Source organism: Maritimibacter harenae (assembly GCF_009882975.1).
Classification (GTDB): Bacteria; Pseudomonadota; Alphaproteobacteria; order Rhodobacterales; family Rhodobacteraceae; genus Maritimibacter; species Maritimibacter harenae.
The window spans coordinates 1-21,280 of record NZ_WTUX01000016.1; the positions used below are offsets into that span (position 1 = coordinate 1).

The following is a 21,280-nucleotide window of genomic DNA, read 5'->3' on the forward strand; positions in this document are numbered from 1 at the left end:
GCCCAGGCAGTGACCGGAAAAAGGGGCCGCGGCGTTTCTGTTCGGACCGTGAGGATCCTACGTTCGCCTTGTGATCACGCGACGACGCCAAGCCAGACCCTGAACAGGAGACTATCGCCATGCTCAAATCCATCCGCATCAGCGATGCCGGGCCTTCGGGGTCCTTCATCCATGTCGATGTCGCGTGCCCGGCGTGACCTCGTTGATCCAGCCCAAGGCTGCCTCCAGCGCGGATGAATGTATCGACATGCTCGGCCGCGTTTCGCACCGTCGCGAGGCCGCCAAAGACGGGCTTTGCTCCATGTTCTTTTGAGGGAGACCCCCGGGGCGGTGGGTTGGTCGGTTTTTGTTTGAAACCGATCAGACCCACCGCACCGAGAGGACTCCGCATATGACGAGACAAGAACCGTTCAAGGCCGGCGACATCGTGAGCTTTCACTTTCCCTGCAAAGAGGGGCCGGGGCTATACGCCCGACCCTGCCTGGTCCTCGAGGCCGATGAGCAGGAGGTCCTGCTGGCGTATGGCACGACCTCGCAGACGGCCTCGAACCGTGGCCACGACCTCAAGCTCCAGCGCGAATTTTCCGAAGCCGGGCTTCATGAACCGACCCGGTTTGTCTGCGCCCGCCGTATTCGCGTCGGACACACCGACCATCGGTTCGATCGCTCCGTGGACAACCGTGCCACGCTCGGTCACTTGCCGGTCACCCTTCGTACCCGCTTGAACGAGATCCTGGCCGAGATCGACGGCGAAGAGGACCGGGCGGTGCGCCAGGCGCGTGAGCGCGAAGGCATCCACCCGGCCTCCATTCGGCGTCGGGCCGCATTGTTCGGCCGGCCCAAGGTCGAGGTGCGACGGTCGAAATCCGTCGGTCGCAAGGCTGGACGCCCGGGATCCGCCGCGTCCCCGGTCTGAGGCCCCAGGTCGACCGGACCACTCTTCTTGCTCAAGGCCGGCCAGAAAGACAGGCAGACAGGAGCAACGAAGAAATTTCCTCAAAATCGCGCAATTTCCTTTGGCGGGGTGTCAACGAACCCATGTCCTCGGCACCACGTCAAGAACAGGAGGACATCATGTCCGAACAAGTCAGCCCGCTTCTCATCACCGCCGCAGAACTCGAACACTACACCACGCTCTACAGGGGGCATTCCGGTGAGCTCGACAGCGGCCTACAATCCGCAAGTGATCATCTCTCCGAGGAAGAGATGATCGAGACCGCGCGGTGTTTGCACGCCGTCGCGACGCTTTCCGATGACCTTGGGGAGATTGTTGCGCAGGGCCGCAGCCCGCTCGCGCGCTTTCTCGAGGAGGCATTGGTCCCCATTATGGGGAACCTCGTCAAAACATGTCGCTACGACCCCCTGGACGAAATCTGGGAATTATTTGGGGACTTCCGGGGGGCGGGGTTGTCGCCTCGCGATCAAGAACTTGGGTTCGTGGAAGTGTCATACTCTAATAGACAGTTTTGCCTTGCGCTCTGCATCCCATTTGATGAGCGCGGCGAGAGTGCCGGCCCGCCGCGCCTCACCCTGGAGACGCGGCGCGGCGTTCTCTGGTCGCACGAATATGACGCCGAACTCGGGCATCAACTCATCGCGGAAGCCGCCGAAGACATCGCCATTTTCTACGAGCGCCCGCAGACGCCGCCGTCATTGGAGCCATTTTGCTGCCCGGATCATCGTCTCTGGCTCGAGTGGCGGAGACTTCGACGCTTGATATGAATCGCGGGCCGACTATCAGGTCCTTAGGCCAGCCGGCCAAAGCGTCCGGGGCATCCGAGAAACCGCCATGGACGCGGTCGGACCGCTGCAAGCATAACAAGGATTGAGACCAGGTCGGATCCATCCGTCGAGCGCAGCGGTCATGACGCGCTCGACGGACAGACCAACCCGTTCGACGTGTCGTTTCTGAACTGAAAGGACACTTCATGAATACCGAACAAAACACGCTCCAGCTCCCGCTCGGGGTTGCTACCACGCACGCGCTCGTCGATGAACTACGGCGGATCGCGAAACGCCACGGACCGGATCTTGCCAAGATTCCGGGGCCGGGTGCCGTCGCGCAGCGCGATCGGGTCATCGCTTGGCTCGAAGAGGTCCGCGCGGGGACGTGGCATCCCTCGACAGGCGCGCTCCGCATGCTTCTCATCGATCTGGTGACGTGGCGCTGCTCGCGGATCGCGTTTTCGTTCCCGACCCATCCCGTGGCGGACTTGAAACCGGAACCGGCCAAGGATCTCGGTGGGGCGGTGTTCATCGGCGCGGCGCTTGTCGAGATCTGCCAATGCCTCTCGCGCAACATGGGCTCTGATGCAGCCGAGCTGCAAAAGGATGCCCTGCGCGCCTACGACCGGATCCTGGCAAGCATGACAGAAGCCCGGTTCATCTCGTAGGCCTAACGTAATCCGCGCGGCCCTTCATGGGCCGCGCGGTCCTTGTTATCGCTTGTGTGAGAGCACCCCGCCGTGCGGCCCACCACGTCGGCGAGACGCTGCGGCAGACATTCCGGGCAATCCCCTGCCGCCCGGTGCCGGGATCAATGCGTGGACGGCCCGGCTGCAAGCCGCGGGCATGTGCGGGCGGCTTCGACGGCGGCTGCAAGACCGGGCATCCGCTCATGCGCAGAAAGGAACTTGAATTCCTTGATCGTATCGCAGCTTGCGAGCTCCAATTGATTCAGGAGCTTGCCTGTCGCTTTGACAGGAAATGCGGTTCCAGTCTTACCGTAGAACATGTCGATCGAACCGTCGTCGTCGGGACGTTTTCTCGCATACGTGTAGCGCCAATTGCCTTGCACTCGAAACAGTGCGCCACCCGGAACGGTCTTGAACTCGGCCCGTCGGCGCCTTGTCTCGGCCGCCTTGCGTTTTGCCTGTGCGTCGATTTCGGTGACGTTCGCGTGCTCTTCCGCAAGGGCGAGCAATTCATATCCGAAACGGGCCTTGAACGCCGGCGAAAAGCCGAACGTGGACAGCGATGCGGCGATCCGCGCCTGGTGTTCGTGCGACAAGTCCTCAACGGCGCACCGCGGCACGCAGTCGATGAAGACGCTCTCGCGCACCGCAGCCTCGTCGTCTTTCAGATACTGGACGAAGCGTTCGAAACGCTTGGTCATCGAGACCGGCGTGCCGGGGCCCGTACTGTAGGACATATTACTCCCGCTGGGATGCTGATCCAGGAAGCTTGTTCGTAGAAAACCGGCGTCGTTCTGCATCAGGAGGGCGCGTTTCGTGGGCTCAGCGGCGTTGGGATCGGAATGGTACGACACGGTGGCGTTGTGCGCACCGCCGATGGGTTGCCTGAAGATACCATAACCGGACACGTGCGCGGTTGACGCGGCATCCTCGAAGGCGCGCAAGGAGGCCGGGATGACGTGAGTGTTCATGTGATCTGCCTTTCGTGGCTGTTGTTCAGGTGAAGAAGGGGTGGGTCGACCCGAAGGCCGGAATTGACGCGAAGGCGTGCCGTGCATCGGGCGACGCCCGCCGGGACATCGGCGGGCGTCACTCGAAGCATGTGGACGGCCGGCACCGGGCACGCGGCCTATGCGCGCGCCCCGCCCGCTTCCGCGGGCGCTGGCCCATAGGTGACGAACATCAGCATGTCGCCCACCGCGAAGAACGGAAGTTCATCGTCGCCGGTCGCGATAATGCAGACAAACTTGACGGCCGTCATGAAGGCCTCGATCGCGGTGGCCTGACACATCTCCGGAGGTAGTCCGATGCAATTCGGTGCACCGTCGGGAGCATTCTTGAAGTAAATGAACGCCGACCACTGACCGCCAATCTTCTCGCACACGAGCGCCTCGAAATTCGCGCGGTTGATGTGGTCCGGCAAAGGCAGGTCAGGCGCTTTCGCCGGAACGAGACCTTTCGCCTCGAGGGCGGTCATGACGAGGGGCAGAAAGTCCTCCAGCGGCGTCGGCTCAGCGGGAAACACCCGTGTATGTATCTTCAACATCAAAGATCTCCTTATAGCCCTCGATCCCGAGGGCGTGGCGTGTTGAAGCGGCTGACGGTTTCCGTCGACCGCTCCGGTTTCGCGTGACCGGCCATGTCGTGCCGCCCACAAAGTGGAGTTCGGTTCGTTTCCCGGGCCCGGAAACGAAAAGTGGCGGATGCGGCAGATTTTTTGGATGACGCCGCGTGAAGGCGCGGTGACCTGGCCGCTGACCGGACCGGTCACATCCGATGCGTGCGCGAAGGTCGCGCCCGATTGTCCGCCGCGCGCAGCGGTGACGGCTCACCAGTCGGGCCGTCTGGCTTGTCGTCGAGGTCGGACCGCCGGCACATCCCGCGCGGCGCGAACCGCGCCATCGATCGACGCGCCGAAGCACCGAGGGGGTGTGGTGCCGCGCACCGGCTCCTGACGGACAGCCCCCAGGAATTTTGCTGACGATTTGAAAACGCCCCGCGGCTTCCCTCTGTCCACTCTGCTCAAAGAGAATGGACAGAGAAATTGACCGCTGAATCCGAAAGTCCCGATCGCAATCCTCTGACAGACGCCTTGCTCGATCGGGCGTTTCTGAGGCGCCGTTGGCGCTCGGCAAGTGACGCCTTCTTTTGGCGACACGAACAGCGGGGCCGGCTCATCCCTGTCACCGACGGTTCGAAGCTGCGCTACTCCTGGGAAGCGGTCTTTGCCTTTGAAGGCGGCTCGCCGCCGGAGGACATGGTCGAGGCCTACAAGAGCGGTCTCCTCGACGTCTATGAGGCGGCGCGGCTTTGCTCCGTCACGCCATCCTACATCAAGTCGGCGGCCCGCTCGGGAGACCTTCCGAGCCGGCGTCCCGGGCGGGCCTATCTCTTCGTGCCGGCGGAAGTGGACGCCTGGCGCGCGCGGCGCTTCGTGAACCGGAAAACCATGAAAACAGGGGGTAATTCGTCCGATGAATGAGACGGGGGGCGAAGTTTATGGTCCATATTTCGCCCCCCGTTCCATTCATTTTTTCGCAATGAACGGTCCGGCGTTCGAATGAAATCCAACAGAAGGAAATGAAAAGATGAGCAATGAACAACAGATCGGTCTGAAGACTCTGAAGGACGTCGTGCATGTGCTGCCCACGATCTATTCCGAGGCATCCGCGAAGACCCTCAAGGCCGCGTTGGAGAAGGCGGAACGGCTCACAGGCCTGCGGCTGTCGCAAATACCCGCGGATGAGAACGACTGGGTCCGCCGCGCGCAGGCCATCGTCTGGGCCGGCGAATTCCGCGGCGCCACGCCTGGAGACCAGGCAGCGGCGTTCGATACCTGGGTGAAGAAAGTCGCGTCGACGATCCGCCGTGCCCAAGAGAGTGTGGCGGCGCCCGTCGCGGTCTCTGATCAGCGCAGCGCGTGGGATCAGATCGTGGGATATGCTGAGCGCGTCGAGAACACGTTCGATGAAGACGGCAAGCACGTCCTGCCGAACCTGTTTTCGGTGTCGATGTCTACCCTGCGGTCGCACTGCGGTCAGCTGCACCCGACCGAGCTCACGACGGAAACCGCCCGCCAGGCGTTGATTGCGTGCCGCGCGGACAAGGCCACGTCGTTTCGCAATGCCATCGCCGCGTTCAACCGCCTCGTCCGCGAGCAGAACCGGCATCCGGCGATTGCCAATCTTCTTCCCAAAGTTCCGGTCGGCCCAATCCCGCATCTCAGAGACGCGCCGCTCGACTGGAAGCTTTTCACGCCAGCTTTCATCGCGTCCCGCGACCGGGCCGTGACCCGCGCGATCGCGCCGGATCGCACGCGGCGCGCGGACCGGTTCAACGGCAAGCTTGGCAAGGGGCAGCTGTCGGATGCAGGCCGGCGCAAGGGCCGTCGCCGCGGCGTCGGGAACCCGGAAAGTGGGCGCAAGAACCATCTGAATGCGCTGAGCTGGTTGGTGCGCCACGCTTATCCCGATCGGTCTGACGCGTATATCCTGGAAGATATCCGCGACCTCTTCACCCCCGAGACCGTCGAGCGCGCGGTCGACAACTACATCGCGCGTGCCGAGGCGTCCGAGGTTCTGCTCAATCCGACCAAGACGTCTTCCGCTGGCGGGCTGCTGTCGCGTCTTCAAGTGCTCGCGGAACGGAACGGGTGGTCCGAGGACGTGGTGCACGAACTGGATAGCGCGCGGTTCGATCGCGTCTACAGCCACCAGAGCCGGGAAATGTCGAAAGAGCGGGAGCAGTTCGTGAAACTCGTTCAGCGCGATCCTGCCGTGCCGCGCGCGATCGTGTCGGGTCCCCGCCGGTTGGCCGAGGAGGCCCAGCTGGTCTTCGACGCGTGGGATAGTTTCAAGCCGCGAGGGCGCGAGACGGCGCTACATCTGTCCATGGGGGCGAGCTTGCTCGCGATACTTCTCGCGCGCTCCGTGCGCTCGAAAAACGTGCACGAGCTCATCATCGATGGCGATGATGCCGAGTTGCTGCAACCGCTCCGCGAAGCCACGCCCTGGCTCGAGATCGACCGTCGCCGGGTCAAGAACGGTAACCCGATCGCGGGCGAGATCCCCGAGCGCCAATGGCGCGTCATAAAGCAATGGATCGATCAGGGGCTGCCGAAGTGGTGCGAGAAACACAAGATCGATTTCGACGCGAACGTCCTCCTCTTGCCCGGTCCCAAGGGGCTGCTTTCGCGCCATACCTACAACAAAGTGTGGAACAAATGCGTCGAGCGGCTCGGCGTTCCGGGTCTGCACCCGCATCTGATGCGCCACGTACTGGCGACGATCTGGCTCGCGGCCAACCCGGGCGACTACGCGACCGTAGCGGCGTTTCTGTGCGACAAGGTTTCCACGGTGGAAAAATTCTACGCCCGAGGCGAAGGCGCGGCAGCGGCGAAGCTTTTTGCCGAAGCGCTCGAGGCCCTCGACCCGACCCTCGAGTCCTTTCTGAAAAGGAGAGCTGCATGACCAAGACCCGGGATCAAAGGGCAGGGGCGTTGCCCGCGCGCATGCCGCACGTGCCCCCAGGCGTGGTGGCGCGGATGCAAGATCATCTACGGCAAGAGGAGTTTTCCCAGCGCGGCATGCCCGCCGCGCTGGAGGCCTTCTTTGTCGAACTGGACAAGGCCGGTTTGGCGCCGGAGCAGGTGACCGCGGAGGTGTTTCGAGCGGCCGGCACGTCGCGGTCGCGGTTTCGCTGTCTCATCGCAGCGTTGCGCCGGTTTGCGCCGGACGTACCACTGGCCCCGTCGCGCCCGGTCAAGCAAGAATGGGACCACTGGCTGAACACGCGCTACAACAAGAAACCCAAGATCGAAAGATCGACCCGTCGTGTGGGCCTGGCCCCGGACGACTGGCCCGCAGCATGGCGCGAGGCTCATCCCGTGCTCGACCGGAGCGTATCGCCGTATGGCACGCGGCTGAAGCGGCTCGCGCCGAGAACCAAGCGTGCCGTGGTGTCCGCCGTCGGAATGTTGGCCCGCGCCCGGGCCTGGGCGGCCAGCCGGGGTGTGGATCTTCCTGAGACTCCCTCGGGCGAGCTCTACGAGGGTTTCCTGCACTATCTCGACGAGGAGCGCGACGTGTCTTTCGGCACCGCGCGCGACTACCTCGACAGCGTCCGGATGTTTTTCCTGCGCGCGGGGCTGTTCGACGAGGACAGCTTCGAGGCGATCGGCAATCTTATCTCGGCGCTTCATTGCGAAGCCGTGGACACCGATCCGGGCAAATGGGCGCGGCTGAAAGAGTTTCGCAAGAAATTCACGCTGGCAGACATCCTGCAAAAGGCCAAAGCGGCGTGTGCCAAAGCGGATGGCCTACCGGGCCATTCGACGGCGGCGTTCAAGTTGCGGCAGAAAGCCATGATCTACGCCCTCCTCGTGAATACCGGGGATCGCCAGGGGGATCTGCGGGAATATCGCATCGGCGTGGACCTTCGACGTTTCGATTCCGGCGATTGGGAGCATGGGCTCCGGCAGAACAAGACCGGTAACAAGAAGGAACTGGACTGCCTCTGGCCCGGCACGTCCGTGCTGATCGACCGGTTCATTCTCGGGGACCGGCCAGACTGGATGTTGGCTCAACGACTGGATGAGCTCGACGGCATGAACCTGCTGACGCTCTCGGAACATGTCGTCGACAAGGGCTATATCAACCGGCGGTTGGCCCGGGACTTCGGCATCCACGGTCATCTCGTGCGCACGCTTATCGCCGATCTTCTTCGCAGGGCGCGGCCGGACGCGCTCTGGGCCCTTCAAAAGTTGCTGGGGCACACTAACCGGACCACGCAGAGAGTCTATCGGTCCGATTTCGACGAAAGCGCCGCCGTGCGCAACTTCGATGCGCTGCTCGGCACGCTTGCCGATTGAGCCGCGCAGATTCAACCCTCGCAGCGCGCCGGACCCGGAACCTGTCCGGCACGGCGCGCTGCTGAAAAAGATCGCCATGCATTGGCCGAACTCTGACAGGAAATGTTAGGGCCAGTGCATTGCGCGACGACGCCAATCTACGCCCTTCTCCTCTTTTGAGGATAGGCGTAGCGATGCCCGGGTCATGGCCAAGCGAGGTTCATTGCCATGCGCAGGACGTCCACGGTCTCCTCCCGCGCGGTTTCTTGGAGACCTTCGAAGCCGGGCTTCACGTTCAGTCCGGACAGGACGGGCCGAAGCAGCTGCGACCGGTAGGCTGTCGCAACGTTCAAAGCCAGCTCGACCTTGTCCGGCATGCCGCTCAGAGGTCGCGCGAGATATTCCGCCCCCCTCACACGGGCGACCGCCGCAATGTCGAACATGTCACGCGGCTGGAGGCGCGCACCCCTGTGGAATACCTTCTTCGCGATGATCTCGGCTGGCGTCTCAAGCTTGACGCAGGCACCCCGCACATCCCAAAGCGCACTCTCTCCGTCGAGAGTTGGTTCGCAGCATATGAAGTCGATCTCTCCAACGCCGTCGAATACGATCTTCAGGCTCGCTGAGCCGTCTGAGACATAGCTGCCCGGCGCAAGCGCGAGGACATAGCCCTGGGTCTCGGGATTCAAATAAGCCAGCGCTTGCGGGTCACGGATGAATAGGTCCACATCGTGGCTTTCGCGATGGTCGATTTGCAGCATCAAGGCCGTTCCGCCCCCGAACGACCAGTCACTGACGAGATCATAATCCCGATTGGCCTGGTTGATGATCGACACGGCGATGTCGAACAGTTCAGACCACCGGCTGGGTGAAGGCGTGTTCAAAACGTCGGGGTTTACGAAGCGAGCGCCAACGGGAACGGACAAAGCGACTGAAAGTGCTTTGCGACCCCCCGCACTCTGTCCTGGGTGAGGCCCATTTCTGCCACGAAGGCCGTCTGGAGATCGGTTGGGACTTCGGAGAAGAAAGAGAAGGCCGGACCCACAGCAGACTGCGCGGCCCCCACGTCCGAGATGACGTCGGCAAGCTGGCAAGCGGATAGGTTCGCACTATATGGTGCGTTCACCGTTCCGAGGACCTGCGACGTAACATGCGTCATCTCTTATCTCCCTGCCCAATCCACTTTCTTGGACATTGACGCTCGAAGATATATGTCTAGCGCCCTTAAAGTCAATGTCGAAGGCGTGGGCACAACCTGTGGAAAACGCCTCCGGATCACCCTGAAAGAAGCAACAGATCACCATCCCAGACGGGCTCCAAGGTGACCTCGTCCAAGGTGCGCCATGCGTCGGTGCTGGCCCGGTTGGCGCTCACCTTCGGTGTCAAAAGCAATGTTGGCGCCATAGCGGCAAACAGGGGGAAGGATTTCAACATTGAGCGTCAGTGCCTGGATGTATTGGCCGTCGGATCAGTCTTCGCGCAGCTGACAGATCCAACCCATTGGACGGAGGGTCAGGTTCTCGAAGGGCCGGAGGGCAGAAAAATTCAGAAAATAAATACCTAAAATACAATGCCTTGCAGGATCTTTTGAGTTTTTCTCCCTGCAAGAATTTCCGTGCCAGGAAAACGATCCGACGTTCTCTCCAGTGTTAGAAATGGAGAGACCAATGTCGCTGAACACCGATAACAACCCCACCGCCCGCAACTTCGTCCAAGCTGAGCAGCCGGGTGAGACCTGGGCGGGGGCTATGGACGTCGTCACCGGCGGCCCGGACACGGTCGGCCGTCTTTGGGTCCATTTCCTGGCATCCGATCCCATCCTGTGCTTCCGACACTGGTCCGAGCAGGTCGGTGAATGGCATGTGGTCGGCGAAGATTCATACACCCGCGAGCTCGAAATGACGGCCACCTACAATGGGATGGCCGTGTGCATGCATGTCCCGCTGATCCAGATCCAGCCCCAGCCCGGAGAAGACAGCGTCGTCGTCTTCGTGTCGTCGGAGCATGGTTATGCCGGTAGCGTTCGGATCGACGACGAGCGCGTGGTTACGCTGCTCGAGCGGGCCATGAAGATCGCGGATGGCTTCGGTCTGCAGGACGATCCGAATTGGCGTGCCCCGTTGCGTCTGGTCCTCGGTACCGCTCTGCGCGAATTGCTGGCGTCCGGTGTCGTGTGCAAAGCGGACCTGCAGCCGGCGGAAAAAAACCCCGAGCGAGACTCCGGCGCTTCGCGTCGTACCGGAAGACGCCGGGCACAAAGGCCATGCGCCTCGGCTTCGCTGACGAGGTCTGCGGGGCCGAAAGGGTCAACCAGACGCAGGACAGGCCTGTGGCCTGGCCTGCATCAATGGTGCCATGCGCGGTCGGCTCAATAGCAGGAACGTGAGGTGTTGCGCCGCTCTCGCGTCCTTTCGACCAAATCATCGTGAAACGCGAACACCGGGCCCGCCCCACGTCAGCTCCAACTTGAGCCAACCTCCCAGCGGATCGCGACATAATTTCGGCGGGGTCGGTCATTCACGTGACTTCGCGCACGCGCGTGCAAGACCCAAAAATTGCTTGTTTTTTGCACGTGTTTCCCGACACAAAACGAGCCAGGACAAAACAAGCAGAGGTCTCCATGACGAAACCAATGACCAAGTCCCAGCTCGTCGCCACCCTGGCGGAGGAGATGGATACGGACAAGAAAACGGCGAACAGTGTGCTCGACAGCCTCGTCGAGGTAATCACGCGTGAAGTATCCGCCGGTGGCGCCGTCACTCTGCCCGGTGTCGGCAAGATCTACTGCCGTGAGCGCCCGGAGCGCATGGTGCGCAATCCCGCGACGGGCCAACAGATCAAGAAGGACGCCGACAAGGCCGTCATGGTCACGGTCGCGAAGGCGCTCAAAGACAGCGTGAATGCCTGATCGCCACCAAGACACCGCCGGGCGCCTCAGCGGCGTCCGGCACGCCTTGCGCGCGGCGGGCGACACCGTCGCGCTGGACGTGCTGATCAATAGAGCGCAGCCGAACTGCGGCGCCGACAGCCGACAACCGGACATCGGTGTCACCCCGGAGCCTCATCATGGGCGAGACGCAGGAGAAGGGAAAAATCTCAAAAGAAATTGCTCTTTCTAAAACAATGCCTTACGGGATGTTTTCGCGTGTTGAAGCGTTTTTCTACAGGTTAAAATTTCCGTGCCAGGAAAACGGTCCAACGTTCTCTCCAGTGCTTGAAAATGGAGAGAACAATGTTCCTGAACGACAATACCGCCACCGCCCGTATCCTCGCCAACGACGATCGTCCGGCTGAAGCCGCGAAGCGCGACAACCAGACGCGCGCCGGGGCCCTCATCAGCACCGGCCCGGATACCGTCGGTCTCCCGTGGCTCCACTTCCTGGCGTCCGACGCCCTCCAGTGCTTGCAGCACTGGGCCGAGCAAGTCGGTGAGTGCCGCGTTGCAGGCGAGGAGGAAACCGGCCCCGAGCTTGAGATGATGGCAACCCAGAACGGGTCGGTCGTGTATATACGTGCACCGCTCGCCCAGATTCAGTCTGGCAGCGCTGGCCTCGTTGTCGAAGTGTCGTCGGACAAGGGTATCACCGGGACCGTCCGGATCGAAGACCCGCGTGTCATCTCGGTGCTCGAACTGGCCGTTAAGATCGCCGGTTGCTTCGGCTTCCAGGACGACCCGAATTGGGGTGCCCCGTTGCGTCTGGTCCTCGGCACCGCTCTGCGCGAAATGCTGGCATCCGGTGTCCTGTGCAAAGCGGACCCGCGGCCGGCGGAGAAAAAGCCGAGCGTGACCCAGGCGCTTCGCGTCGTTTCGAAAGACGACGGGCACAAAGGCCATGCGCCTCGGCTTCGCTGACGGGTAGGGCGGTGCCCAATGGGTCAACCAGTCCGGCATCGCCCCCCCCAAAAAAAATCGGAAAAAGTGCCGCCTCTCGTTTTGGCGGCGTCTTGATCGGACCGAAGTCCCTTCCAGACATAATGAACAGAACCCCGAGGAGAGAAGACATGGGACTTGATTTTGGTTTCTACCGCGACCACCAGGAAATCCACTCTGTGGACGGTCACGGTGCGCTGTTCGAGCTGTTCGACAGCCAGATTGGCGGCCCCGCATACGATGGCTACGACGACTTTCTCGTGACCGAGGAGACGCTGGACGTCGCATCGCGCAAGCTTGCGCTGCGCCTCTACCGGGCAGGCATCGCGGATAGCCCGGTCGACCCGAAGGCTTTCGAGGACCTCCGCTCCCTCGATGAGAGGCGCACACCCTCTGATGTGCTGCTCCTGGCCTATCAATCCTTCCTGGAAGAACTCCAGCGTGAAGTCGGCACACGAGGGCCGCTGGTTTGTGCCTACTCGGCGTGACCGGCCAAGGCGCGGCAGGAGGGCAGGGGCGGCCTGAGCCGCCTCCTGCCACCCTGTGTCATAGTTGGCCTTTGCCAAGGAGAGCGGTCCTGACGCACGACTGCCTGGAACAGGCTCGCGAGGATGTCCGCTATGCGCGAAGCGGCAATGGCGCGGTCTGCCCCGGGTCCATCTTGGCGTAATAAAGTCTACCGAGGCCGGTCCATAGGTCAGGCAAAGCTCGACAGCCATCCTCGCACGACGTCAAGCACGTCGGCATCGACCCCTTCAACCTGGCCGATGCGCTTGTTCAGGATCATGGGCTCGACGATCTTCGCGGTGATGGCCGCTTCGATGTATTCGCGATCCTTGGGCCGATTTGCCACGGCCTTCGAGGCACAGAGATCATGAATCTCGGGCGCGATCGCGACGGCCCCGTCCATCGGCGGCGTCGATACCCGGATTGCGCGGTCCTTCCATCCCTCGGGCAGCTTTGCCGTTTCGGGCCCCACGCCTTGCGCATAGTATCCACGGGTCGCATGAAAACTCGACCCTTCACCAATCGCCCCATCGAGCAAGTCTGCGAGATCCGGATGTCGCAGCGGATAGATGTCGAGCTCGCCCGACTGCAACATTTCCGGTGGAAGATTCTCGATTGACAGGTGTGCGGCCTGGCTGCCGATCAGGACAAACTCTCGCTCGCTGGTGATCGCCTTCGCCGCGCGGACGATATGAGCAACCTCAGCCCGCCTCATCGAGACGTCCGGGCCGTTTGGTGTGCTGCAAGATCTCGCGACGCTCGCGCTCCGGGAGCAGCCCGGCAAACGGATGGATTGAGCGAAGGACTTGCCCTTCGTCGGTCAGGCCGAGGAACGCGGCGCGCATCTCCACCGGACCCTGGGCGAGCAGATCATAACAACGCTGAAGATAGTGGGGTGCTATACGGTGGTGCTCGCCCATCGCGTCGAGGTTGTGCTTGATGACCTTCGCCGCAGCGCTCCAATCGCGGCAAGCGTGATCCAGCGCGGCCTCGTTGAGATGCCACGAGCGCTTATCTTCATATGTCAGCGAAGAAAGGTCCATGGTGCAAATATAGCGAGCTCAAGACGACGACAAAAGAAGCGGTCGAGTGGATCAGGCGGTGCATGCGCTTCTGCGCGAACGGCGCATCACGTGAACACGAGGTCCGTCTCGCGCACCGGCTCGAAATGAGCTCCCTCGCCGGGATGGCCGCGCGACCCGCTGCGCCAGCCGTCGAGGTAGCGCCGGACAGTCAGAATGCCGTCGAAGCCGCCCTCGAGCATTGTCTCGAGAGGGGCCTGTCCGCCAAAGACGTCGCCGCGATGCGGTCCCGTGAGCCAAATCATTGCCTCGGCGTCGTTCGGGAACAGGATGCCCAGGGCCTTGTGAATACCGAGAATGGCGGAAATCCGGGTCAGCGTGTCGAGCGGCAGCGCCAGGGGTTCCTTCGCTTGCGCCTTTCTCACCCACTTTCGGTAAGTCGAGGCCGAGGGCTCACCCAGGAGCGCCGCGCGGTCTTGCGGCGCAATGCCATAGCGATCGGCGATGATCAGGAACGTCCGTAGGGCCGGGCCGCTCACGCGGCGCCGCGCCTCGGCGTCAATCGTTTGCAAGACGGGCTCGGCGCCGGCCTGCTCGGGCAGCTGAAGAATGGTCATCTCGGGCCTCCGGTCCAGCTTGAGTGTATCGAACAAATGCATGATGGCGCAATCGGCCCCATCCTCGACCCGGCCTTGGCTGGAAGGTGCAGCGATAATGCAGATATGAAAATAGGGTTCCTCTTTCTTCTGATCGTTCGGCATTGACCGTACCCGGGCGTCAGGTGTGCGAGCGGCCAATGGTCGGATGCGGGCCGACGCCCTGAACTACAGCCCTGACGGCGGAAGGGCGGTAAGGGATCAAGCGCCGTCTCTCGGGACGTAGGACCGGTTTGCAGGATCCGGAAAAAACTCACCCAATTGTTCGTTTCGACCCTGCCTGGCGCCCGTGGCGAGGGACAGTTTCGTGATCTCTACGCGTAACATTTCCGAAAAAATCAAACGGTCCGACCTCCTCTCCAGCCCTTGAAGACTGGAGAAAAAATGGCCATTGACGACTACTTCACCGCCCCCACCCGTGCCCGTGACCTTGTCGCAGAACTGTCAGCCATGATCGATGACGTCGACCTTTTCGTCGAGCCCTCCGCCGGTGGCGGCGCCTTTCTTGATCACTTGCCGGATAGCACGATCGCGCTGGATCTCGCGCCGCGCGCGCCGGGCATTCACAAAGCAGATTTCCTGACCTGGCAGCCACCCGCCGGCGACCAAAGCATCGCGGTCGTCGGAAATCCGCCGTTCGGCCATGCCGGTCATCTGGCCCGGAAGTTCTTCAACCACGCAGCGATATTCGCGGACTACATCGCGTTCATCCTGCCCGCGTCCTACGCCAAGGCGTCGATGCAAGCAAAGCTCGATCCACGCTTCCACTTGATCCATGAATGCCACCTGCCTGACGAACCCTTCACGAAGGATGGCGCAGTGCATCGCTTCAACACCGTCTTTCAAGTCTGGCAGAAACGAACGCAGCTGCGCGAGATCCGGAAAGCCACGACAACGCATGCCGACTTCGCGTTCGTAAGAACCCCTGAAGAAGCCGATTTCGCAATCCGTCGGGTCGGCGCCCATGCCGGCAAGCTCCTCGAGATCCCCTCGGACCCAGGCGAGCGACAGGGGCTCTCTGCCTCTTCGAACTACTTCATTCGGGCAACGGGCACGGCATCCGAAGACGTACGGGCGACGTTCGCGCTTTGCGACTTCAACGAGACGCGGTCGCAAGCGGTCGCCGTGCCCTCGATCGGAAAAGGCGACCTCATCGCATGCTACGACGGCGCGGCCTGCATGACACGGGTTTGCTCTGCCGCTGAACAGCACGGTGCTACCGATCGCGTCGAAACCCGCGGGCAATGCATAGATACCTTTTGAGTGAGATGTCTGAAACGCTTGGCACATACCTTGACGATGAGGCTCTTTGCGCGGCAGACGTCGCACCGTCTCGAGCTCAATATTCTGGGGCCAATAGTCTTTTGCCTGCCAGGAAAGAGACCCAATTTCTTTTCGAGCCGGCAATGGCCCTCATGAGCCGCCGCTTGGGCGAATGACCCAGGTTCGCTTGGGCCGAGAAGATGGGTCGTGAGCATCGCTCCAGACCGGGGACAGAAAAAGTTTTTGCGCCCCGGGAAAGAGCCCCATCTCCTCTTCGAGCCGGCAACGGTTCGCATGAGCCGCCGCGTAGGCGGAGGCGGGGCCGACAAGGAGATCGTCGAACGCCGCCGCATAGGCGGATGACCCAGGTTCGCCTGGAACCGAGAAGATGGATCTGGAGCACCGCTCCTGACCGGGGACGAAAGAGTTTTTTGCGCCCCGGCAAAGAGACCCATCTTCTTTCTGAGCCGGCAACGGTTCNTGCGTCCTCGAGGAGCCGCCGCGTAGGCGGAGGCGAGGCCGACAAGGAGATCGTCGAACGCCGCCGCATAGGCAGATGACCCAGGTTCGCCTGGGGCCGAGAGATGGGTCCGGAGCATCGCTCCTGACCGGGGACAGAAAAAGTTTTGCGCCCCGGCAAAGAGACCCATCTTCTTTCTGAGCCGGCAACGGTTCGCATGAGCCGCCGCACAGGCGGCTGAGAAGAAACGGTCGCNAGGCGAGAGTCCTGATCCGTTCGGCCAAATGCCGGCGGATCAGGAGCGTTCATGGACTCCTTAGGGGAACAGCGAAAAAATCGCTCAGTCCTGTGTATGACGGCCACTTGAAGCGCGACTCTTTCGTTGATGCTATCAACGGCGTCGCACTTCGTGCCAGCCAGCCGGTTCACAAGGACCTGCAGCTCCCGGAAACCGGACGTATCATCCCGATCATGCTGGGCCTTCGGGCTTGGATACCGCGCCGGAGCGGAAAGCCCGAAAGATCGAGCCGGCCGGCGCGCTTGCGGATTTGTTCGCCGAGGTCGCAGGGCAATCATGTCCTGGCCGAGGGTCCTATTGGGCTTTGGTCTAACCCAGGCGACGACAGCCGGGATGTCGCCCGTCGAGCTCGCCGCCCTTCGTTTTTTGTCGTGTCCGCAAACCGTGTTGGACTGCAATCAAGGAGACGTTCGGACTCACATCGGTTTGCGCCGGAATGGGCGAACGGATCAATGATTACAGAAGATTGAGTTCTCTGCCAGCGGGTTCATTTCAATCGACCTTACTTGATGGTCCACCATAATGGTGCCAAACAGCTGATACACGAAATCATGTGAGCTCACATCCACCCAGGGGGGCAGCGTCGATGGTCCTGACCTCAGCCTTGTTGCTCATGGGTCTTTCTCGTTGAACGACGTGCAACTGTGGCGCGCGGCGTTCGGTCCGTGCGGCTGTCTATCATGTCGCAGTCGATGGTGTTCGATCTGCCTGGTTGGTACTCGGAGGACGACGCAATCGGCAAGACCGGCCTTTTCGACAAGAAGGATATGCAGGCATCTGACCGCGCCATCAATTTGATGAAGGCAATAGAGCTCGGACGGCTTCTGCCTACGCAAATCAAGAAGATCCGTTTGGCCCTTGGTCTTTCTCAGAGAGATGCCGGGCATTACATCGGCGGCGGTCCCAACGCATTTCAGAAGTATGAGAGCGGCGATGTACTGCTGAGCAAATCAGCCGACACTGCACTGCGTTTGCTCGCGGCCGACCCAAGGCGGCTCGAAGAAATCAGTGATTGCAACGCCACCTGGTGAGCCACACTCTTGGTATCGCTCACGAGATGGCGAAAGATCTGCACGGGATCGGTGCCATGGATGGCATCACGATGCGTGGTATAGACGCGCTTCGCCTGCCGAATGGAAGAAGGTCCCGAGTGCCCATCACGTCCCGGATTACTTTGGGGAATAGATCTGGCAGATGAATGTTCCCGAACCTGGATGTCGTTCGACCTAACAAGGTCTTCTGACAGCCTCCAGCGCTGACTTGGCAAGAAGCGCGCGTTTTGTCGCACAGGAACCCTGAAAGCTTCGAAAAGGCGGGCACGTAGAAACTCTTGATGTCGGCAGGAGCTGACCGGGAAACACCTCCTGTTCAACATTTGGCGTAAAGGGCTGGGCCCTGCGGAGACACGCCGAAGTGTTGCTCAAGAAACCTGACATGCGATGGGCTCAGTGCACCCTCCTGTCCCTCCGCAAGGAGAACGAAACCGGGCACCGGGACATCCGTGCGCATCGGGGACGGCCGCGAATACACATCGTCTTCGAGAGCCGCGAAGAACACGAACTGTGGAAACGTGACCCTCACGTAGGGGCCATTCATCTCGTCGAACTCGTGAAGAACGCAGGACGGGAATACTTCGAGCTGTTCCCAATCGTCATCGAGGAATGCGACACAGGAACCCACGAGCTCTTTCTCTTTCTGCTGCAAGTCGCTGAAACGCACGACCGCGTCGCTGTTCTTTCCGCGACGCCAGTAAGTGTAGCCGGCCGTGAAGAGGGCACATTCCGAAATCCGCCCGCGTTCTTCGATCGCGAAAACTTCTCCCGTTGTGGCCGCCTCCGGGGTCGGGACCAAGACTCCTAGCGCCTCGCGGACACTGCGCCCGTGGACCTCGCTGGTCACGTAAGTGGGTATGGAAACGGTGTTCGACATAGAATTCTCCTCTTGCGCTGCCCCCTCGACCGGAGTGGGGCTTCTTGCGCGCTTGCCGTCTGGCAAAAAGGAAGTAGGTCCAGCTTCCCGCATCCAAAAAACCGAAACCTCGGATTGCCGGTTCGGTCCTTGCCAGTGAGGCCGCGCACCCGCTGGGGAGGTCACCACAGGTCGGCGGGAAATGGTGCAATGCATTCCCAGAGCAAATCAATGACACCGGGATTTCGCGATCTGGCCTGGTGCTCTTCGATCCGCTGCTGCCTGAAGGTGTGAGGGAACATAAGCCCCCACGGATCCCGGGTGGGGCGCTCATGTGTTCTGCGAGACAGCATGGCCCGCCATTCCGCCGGATTCGCGTATCCACGCGCTGCCATTCGGCATGCCGCCGAGTCTGGGTTTCTCTCTTCGGACAGGCGAACCCACATCCTTCGTGATGAAGCAAACCACGACGTCACATAGGAGATTCTCATGCGTCAAAACCTCAACAACACCGCGAAGATCGACGCCGCGCTGGCCGCGACGAACGGTCGGGCTCAGTCCTTCACGGTCACCTCAGCTGATACGCTGCGTGTGTTCGCCACGGCCGCCGAAGAGCAGCTCGCTGGTATTCTTCCAAAATCCGCTTGGCCGGGGGCGCGCGTCACTTGCCGCCCCCAGGGCCCGTCTTCGAGCTACAGTTACAGCGCACAGACGACAAAATGCGTGCTGGAGCGCGGAGCGAAAGACTGGTTTCTCATCTCATGCGAACGGGATCAGGTGTTCCCGAAGGCGCCGCGCATGTGTCGCGTCACGCTGACCGCCGCGCAGACGCTGGCAGTCCCGCTTGTCGCGGAGAAAAGGCTCGCCGCGGCATTCACACTGACCCCGGTCGCGCAAGACGCCAGCGCGCATGAACGCCTCGAGCTTCACGCGGCAGCACAAAAACTCGCCGGCGTGGCTTGAGCTCCGTCCCCAGGGCACGATCACGGATTGCACGACCGCAGCAATTTCCACACTGCTCGTAGGGCCCTGAATGCTCGGCATTCAGGGCCATTCGCTCCCACTTGCACATAGAATAGCAAATGTGGTCGCGACCCTACACAGCCGGCACGCCCTTGGCGCGTTTCAGGCGCTTCTTATGCGGAAGGGCGCGTTGGGACGACGAAGCCGGTATGGCCCGGATCGCGGGGATGTCGAGCTCGCTGGGCCCGGTGGGCTGGGAAAACGGTTCGGTGCCGAGCGCGGTCACGGCTTGGGCGTCCTCCACCCAAAGGCCGATGTCGCAGACCGTGGTGCCGCGCGCGTTGAAGGTGGCGCCAGCGCGCCCTTTCGTCTCTTCGTTCACAACCATGCGCACGTCGCCCTCCTTCCAGAGTGTCACGGCCTTGATGCGATGGCGCCCCGTGCGTTCGAAGCCGAGCGTGGAGAGTAGCTCCTCGAGCGCGCGTGCTTCCTCCTTGCGCGAGGCGAACTCCACGAAGGAGTCGCCGTTCACACCGACCCGGGCCGGCATGTCGGCGAGATCGAGGGTCAGGTCCTAGTCGGCAAATTGGAACAAAGATTGAACATAATTCGTTTTGCCATTGGACTGACATCGTCAGGAGGTTCGATATGACCGCTGCACATTGGGAACTTCTCCGAAGGCAGGGTGCTCGTGAGGTCTGGGTGAAATTAAGCTATCATCCCGATGGGACAGAGAAAGCTCAGTACAAAGGCGAAGAATACGTTGAGATGAAGGGTGAGCGCCAAAAGGTCGAAGAAGTTGAGAACTTCGACACCGAATCCCAGGCGCTCGGATGGCTCAATGCTGGGGTTGGGTAGTCTTTCCAGCATTAGGTCCGCATCCCGGAGAGCGGGGGTCCATGAAAAAGGGCAAAGCGCATTTGACGGTCGATGACAAAGAGGCGTTCCTCGATGTCGTGGAGCAGTTCGACCAGGAAAGCAGGAACCTTTTAGCCTTGATGATCTTCGCCTTGTCTCGACACGACCCGAAACTCTGCGAAGCATTGGACGAACTACGAAAAACGACGAGCGGCGCAAGAGGGCCCTTTGAAGCCGTCGAAGTTGGCGTGCTACAACGTCTCCGCAGGGTGTGCCCCAAAGATGAACTCAAGTGGTGGGAACGTGCGCTCTCATTCGCGCAGCGTCAGGGTAACGGCGTGATGTACCAAGGGCTGGTCGACCTTATCGAACGCCGCGTCGCCAGCTGACTGTTTTCTCAGTCCACCGTCAGCACGGACAACTCAGGCCCTCTTATGGCCTCCAAACCTCCTTTTTCCTAGCTTTGTTGCCTGGCTGAACATAACGTCAATCAAGAGAAGAAGAGTAGGGAGGGCTCTTTATGCTAGGCGAATTCAAGGACTTCATCGCCAAGGGCAATGTCATGGATATGGCTGTTGGCATCATCATCGGCGCGGCATTCACCGCCATTGTGTCTTCGTTGGTGGCCGACCTGATCAATCCTATCATCGGACTTTTTACGGGCGGTCTCGATTTCACGAATAACTACGCGGTTCTCTCCGGTGAAGTCGCTGAGGGTGCAAGCCTTGCGGCCGCGCGTGAAGCAGGAGTATCCGTGTTTGCCTACGGGTCGTTCATTATGGCCGTGATCAACTTCCTGATCATTGCGTTCGTGGTGTTTATGCTCGTGCGTTACGTGAACCGGGTAAAGGCGATTGCGGAAAAGCCGCAGGACGTCGCGCCTGAGGTGCCTACTGGGCCTTCGCAACTGGATATCCTGATCGAGATCAGGGACGAGCTAAAAAAGACCTGAGCGCTGCGGTTTGTGACATGAACTCGGTCCTGCGTGGCTGGAGCCGAGTAATTTCGCACAGGTTGCGCTCACCTCGTTAGCCTCAGTCCTAGGCTCAGGACCCATTGATTTGAGTCGAAGGTCATGATTCACCGCACGAAAACCGAGCGGTGATATGTCTGATCTCTTCTGGCTGAGCGATGCGCAGATGGCGCGTCTGGAGCCGTACTTTCCGAAGTCCCATGGCAAGCCGCGCGTTGATGATCGGCGCGTGTTGAGTG

26 protein-coding genes and 1 pseudogene are annotated in these 21,280 nt (G+C 61.2%); 19 read left to right on the top strand and 8 right to left on the bottom strand.

Annotated elements, in window-relative coordinates; all coding sequences use genetic code 11:
- Positions 1–391: 391 nt before the first annotated feature.
- The 3 genes from GQE99_RS12270 to GQE99_RS12280 all read left to right on the top strand — a co-directional run bounded on the left by GQE99_RS12270 (position 392) and on the right by GQE99_RS12280 (position 2,393).
- The gene (locus GQE99_RS12270; protein WP_161351928.1) at positions 392–916 is read left to right on the top strand and encodes a hypothetical protein; all 525 of its coding nucleotides are present in this window, start codon (positions 392–394) and stop codon (positions 914–916) included.
- A 158-nt stretch (positions 917–1,074) separates the two neighbouring features.
- Positions 1,075–1,722, top strand: coding sequence for a hypothetical protein (locus GQE99_RS12275; RefSeq protein WP_161351929.1), 648 nt, complete (start codon positions 1,075–1,077; stop codon positions 1,720–1,722).
- A gap of 206 nt (positions 1,723–1,928) precedes the next feature.
- Entirely contained in the window at positions 1,929–2,393 is a 465-nt protein-coding gene (locus GQE99_RS12280) for a hypothetical protein (RefSeq protein ID WP_161351930.1), read from the top strand.
- A 143-nt stretch (positions 2,394–2,536) separates the two neighbouring features.
- Here GQE99_RS12280 and GQE99_RS12285 read toward each other — a convergent pair whose 3' ends face one another.
- A complete protein-coding gene (locus GQE99_RS12285; RefSeq protein ID WP_161351931.1) occupies positions 2,537–3,385 on the bottom strand; it encodes a hypothetical protein in 849 nt (282 codons plus the stop codon).
- A 158-nt stretch (positions 3,386–3,543) separates the two neighbouring features.
- Positions 3,544–3,960, bottom strand: coding sequence for a hypothetical protein (locus GQE99_RS12290; protein WP_161351932.1), 417 nt, complete (start codon positions 3,958–3,960; stop codon positions 3,544–3,546).
- A gap of 498 nt (positions 3,961–4,458) precedes the next feature.
- Here GQE99_RS12290 and GQE99_RS12295 point away from each other — a divergent pair, with 498 nt between their 5' ends.
- The 3 genes from GQE99_RS12295 (at position 4,459) to GQE99_RS12305 (ending at position 8,283) form a co-directional block, all read left to right on the top strand.
- Entirely contained in the window at positions 4,459–4,896 is a 438-nt protein-coding gene (locus GQE99_RS12295) for a helix-turn-helix domain-containing protein (RefSeq protein ID WP_161351933.1), read from the top strand.
- A 106-nt stretch (positions 4,897–5,002) separates the two neighbouring features.
- Positions 5,003–6,883 carry a site-specific integrase gene (locus GQE99_RS12300; protein WP_161351934.1) on the top strand — a complete coding sequence of 627 codons (1,881 nt, stop codon included), beginning with the start codon at positions 5,003–5,005 and terminating at the stop codon, positions 6,881–6,883.
- A complete protein-coding gene (locus tag GQE99_RS12305; protein ID WP_161351935.1) occupies positions 6,880–8,283 on the top strand; it encodes a site-specific integrase in 1,404 nt (467 codons plus the stop codon). The genes GQE99_RS12300 and GQE99_RS12305 overlap by 4 nt, the downstream gene beginning before the upstream one ends.
- 182 nt (positions 8,284–8,465) lie before the next feature.
- On the opposite strand, the gene GQE99_RS12310 is transcribed toward GQE99_RS12305, so the two are convergent.
- Positions 8,466–9,146 carry a nucleotidyl transferase AbiEii/AbiGii toxin family protein gene (locus tag GQE99_RS12310; protein ID WP_235917223.1) on the bottom strand — a complete coding sequence of 227 codons (681 nt, stop codon included), beginning with the start codon at positions 9,144–9,146 and terminating at the stop codon, positions 8,466–8,468.
- Positions 9,147–9,583: 437 nt separating this feature from the next.
- On the opposite strand from GQE99_RS12310, the gene GQE99_RS12315 reads away from it, so the two are divergent.
- The 6 genes from GQE99_RS12315 to GQE99_RS12340 all read left to right on the top strand — a co-directional run bounded on the left by GQE99_RS12315 (position 9,584) and on the right by GQE99_RS12340 (position 12,621).
- Positions 9,584–9,826, top strand: a complete 243-nt coding sequence (locus GQE99_RS12315) for a hypothetical protein (RefSeq protein ID WP_161351936.1) — start codon at positions 9,584–9,586, stop codon at positions 9,824–9,826.
- Positions 9,827–9,929: 103 nt separating this feature from the next.
- Entirely contained in the window at positions 9,930–10,637 is a 708-nt protein-coding gene (locus GQE99_RS12320) for a hypothetical protein (RefSeq protein ID WP_161351937.1), read from the top strand.
- 245 nt (positions 10,638–10,882) lie between these two features.
- On the top strand, positions 10,883–11,170 hold the full coding sequence (locus tag GQE99_RS12325; protein ID WP_161351938.1) for an HU family DNA-binding protein: 288 nt from the start codon (positions 10,883–10,885) through the stop codon (positions 11,168–11,170).
- Between the two features lie 158 nt (positions 11,171–11,328).
- Positions 11,329–11,556 (top strand): hypothetical protein, encoded by a 228-nt coding sequence (locus GQE99_RS12330; protein WP_161351939.1) that lies wholly within the window; start codon positions 11,329–11,331, stop codon positions 11,554–11,556.
- Positions 11,495–12,115 carry a hypothetical protein gene (locus tag GQE99_RS12335; protein WP_161351940.1) on the top strand — a complete coding sequence of 207 codons (621 nt, stop codon included), beginning with the start codon at positions 11,495–11,497 and terminating at the stop codon, positions 12,113–12,115. Before GQE99_RS12330 ends, GQE99_RS12335 begins: the two co-directional genes overlap by 62 nt.
- Positions 12,116–12,264: 149 nt before the next feature.
- The gene (locus GQE99_RS12340; RefSeq protein ID WP_161351941.1) at positions 12,265–12,621 is read left to right on the top strand and encodes a hypothetical protein; all 357 of its coding nucleotides are present in this window, start codon (positions 12,265–12,267) and stop codon (positions 12,619–12,621) included.
- Positions 12,622–12,830: 209 nt separating this feature from the next.
- On the opposite strand, the gene GQE99_RS12345 is transcribed toward GQE99_RS12340, so the two are convergent.
- The 3 genes from GQE99_RS12345 to GQE99_RS12355 all read right to left on the bottom strand — a co-directional run bounded on the left by GQE99_RS12345 (position 12,831) and on the right by GQE99_RS12355 (position 14,423).
- Positions 12,831–13,355 (bottom strand): DUF6036 family nucleotidyltransferase, encoded by a 525-nt coding sequence (locus GQE99_RS12345; RefSeq protein WP_161351942.1) that lies wholly within the window; start codon positions 13,353–13,355, stop codon positions 12,831–12,833.
- The gene (locus tag GQE99_RS12350) at positions 13,342–13,683 is read right to left on the bottom strand and encodes a hypothetical protein (protein WP_161351943.1); all 342 of its coding nucleotides are present in this window, start codon (positions 13,681–13,683) and stop codon (positions 13,342–13,344) included. Before GQE99_RS12350 ends, GQE99_RS12345 begins: the two co-directional genes overlap by 14 nt.
- Before the next feature lie 86 nt (positions 13,684–13,769).
- A complete protein-coding gene (locus GQE99_RS12355; protein ID WP_202530791.1) occupies positions 13,770–14,423 on the bottom strand; it encodes an MbcA/ParS/Xre antitoxin family protein in 654 nt (217 codons plus the stop codon).
- 279 nt (positions 14,424–14,702) lie between these two features.
- Here GQE99_RS12355 and GQE99_RS12360 point away from each other — a divergent pair, with 279 nt between their 5' ends.
- Together GQE99_RS12360 and GQE99_RS12365 are read left to right on the top strand one after the other, a co-directional pair.
- Positions 14,703–15,581, top strand: coding sequence for a hypothetical protein (locus GQE99_RS12360; protein ID WP_161351944.1), 879 nt, complete (start codon positions 14,703–14,705; stop codon positions 15,579–15,581).
- A gap of 1,402 nt (positions 15,582–16,983) precedes the next feature.
- Positions 16,984–17,370 carry a type II toxin-antitoxin system MqsA family antitoxin gene (locus tag GQE99_RS12365; protein WP_328794097.1) on the top strand — a complete coding sequence of 129 codons (387 nt, stop codon included), beginning with the start codon at positions 16,984–16,986 and terminating at the stop codon, positions 17,368–17,370.
- A 337-nt stretch (positions 17,371–17,707) separates the two neighbouring features.
- Here GQE99_RS12365 and GQE99_RS12370 read toward each other — a convergent pair whose 3' ends face one another.
- Positions 17,708–18,268, bottom strand: coding sequence for a hypothetical protein (locus GQE99_RS12370; RefSeq protein WP_161351946.1), 561 nt, complete (start codon positions 18,266–18,268; stop codon positions 17,708–17,710).
- 468 nt (positions 18,269–18,736) lie between these two features.
- On the opposite strand from GQE99_RS12370, the gene GQE99_RS12375 reads away from it, so the two are divergent.
- Positions 18,737–19,210 (top strand): hypothetical protein, encoded by a 474-nt coding sequence (locus tag GQE99_RS12375; protein ID WP_161351947.1) that lies wholly within the window; start codon positions 18,737–18,739, stop codon positions 19,208–19,210.
- A gap of 133 nt (positions 19,211–19,343) precedes the next feature.
- On the opposite strand, the gene GQE99_RS12380 is transcribed toward GQE99_RS12375, so the two are convergent.
- Complete coding sequence (locus GQE99_RS12380) at positions 19,344–19,760, bottom strand: hypothetical protein (RefSeq protein ID WP_161351948.1); 417 nt, start codon at positions 19,758–19,760, stop codon at positions 19,344–19,346.
- A 98-nt stretch (positions 19,761–19,858) separates the two neighbouring features.
- On the opposite strand from GQE99_RS12380, the gene GQE99_RS12385 reads away from it, so the two are divergent.
- The 4 genes and pseudogenes from GQE99_RS12385 to GQE99_RS12400 all read left to right on the top strand — a co-directional run.
- A complete protein-coding gene (locus tag GQE99_RS12385; RefSeq protein WP_161351949.1) occupies positions 19,859–20,068 on the top strand; it encodes a hypothetical protein in 210 nt (69 codons plus the stop codon).
- A gap of 41 nt (positions 20,069–20,109) precedes the next feature.
- Positions 20,110–20,457 carry a hypothetical protein gene (locus tag GQE99_RS12390; protein ID WP_161351950.1) on the top strand — a complete coding sequence of 116 codons (348 nt, stop codon included), beginning with the start codon at positions 20,110–20,112 and terminating at the stop codon, positions 20,455–20,457.
- Between the two features lie 131 nt (positions 20,458–20,588).
- The gene (gene mscL / locus GQE99_RS12395) at positions 20,589–21,020 is read left to right on the top strand and encodes a large conductance mechanosensitive channel protein MscL (RefSeq protein WP_161351951.1); all 432 of its coding nucleotides are present in this window, start codon (positions 20,589–20,591) and stop codon (positions 21,018–21,020) included.
- A gap of 154 nt (positions 21,021–21,174) precedes the next feature.
- A pseudogene (locus GQE99_RS12400) lies at positions 21,175–21,280 on the top strand (IS5/IS1182 family transposase); the annotation flags it as partial.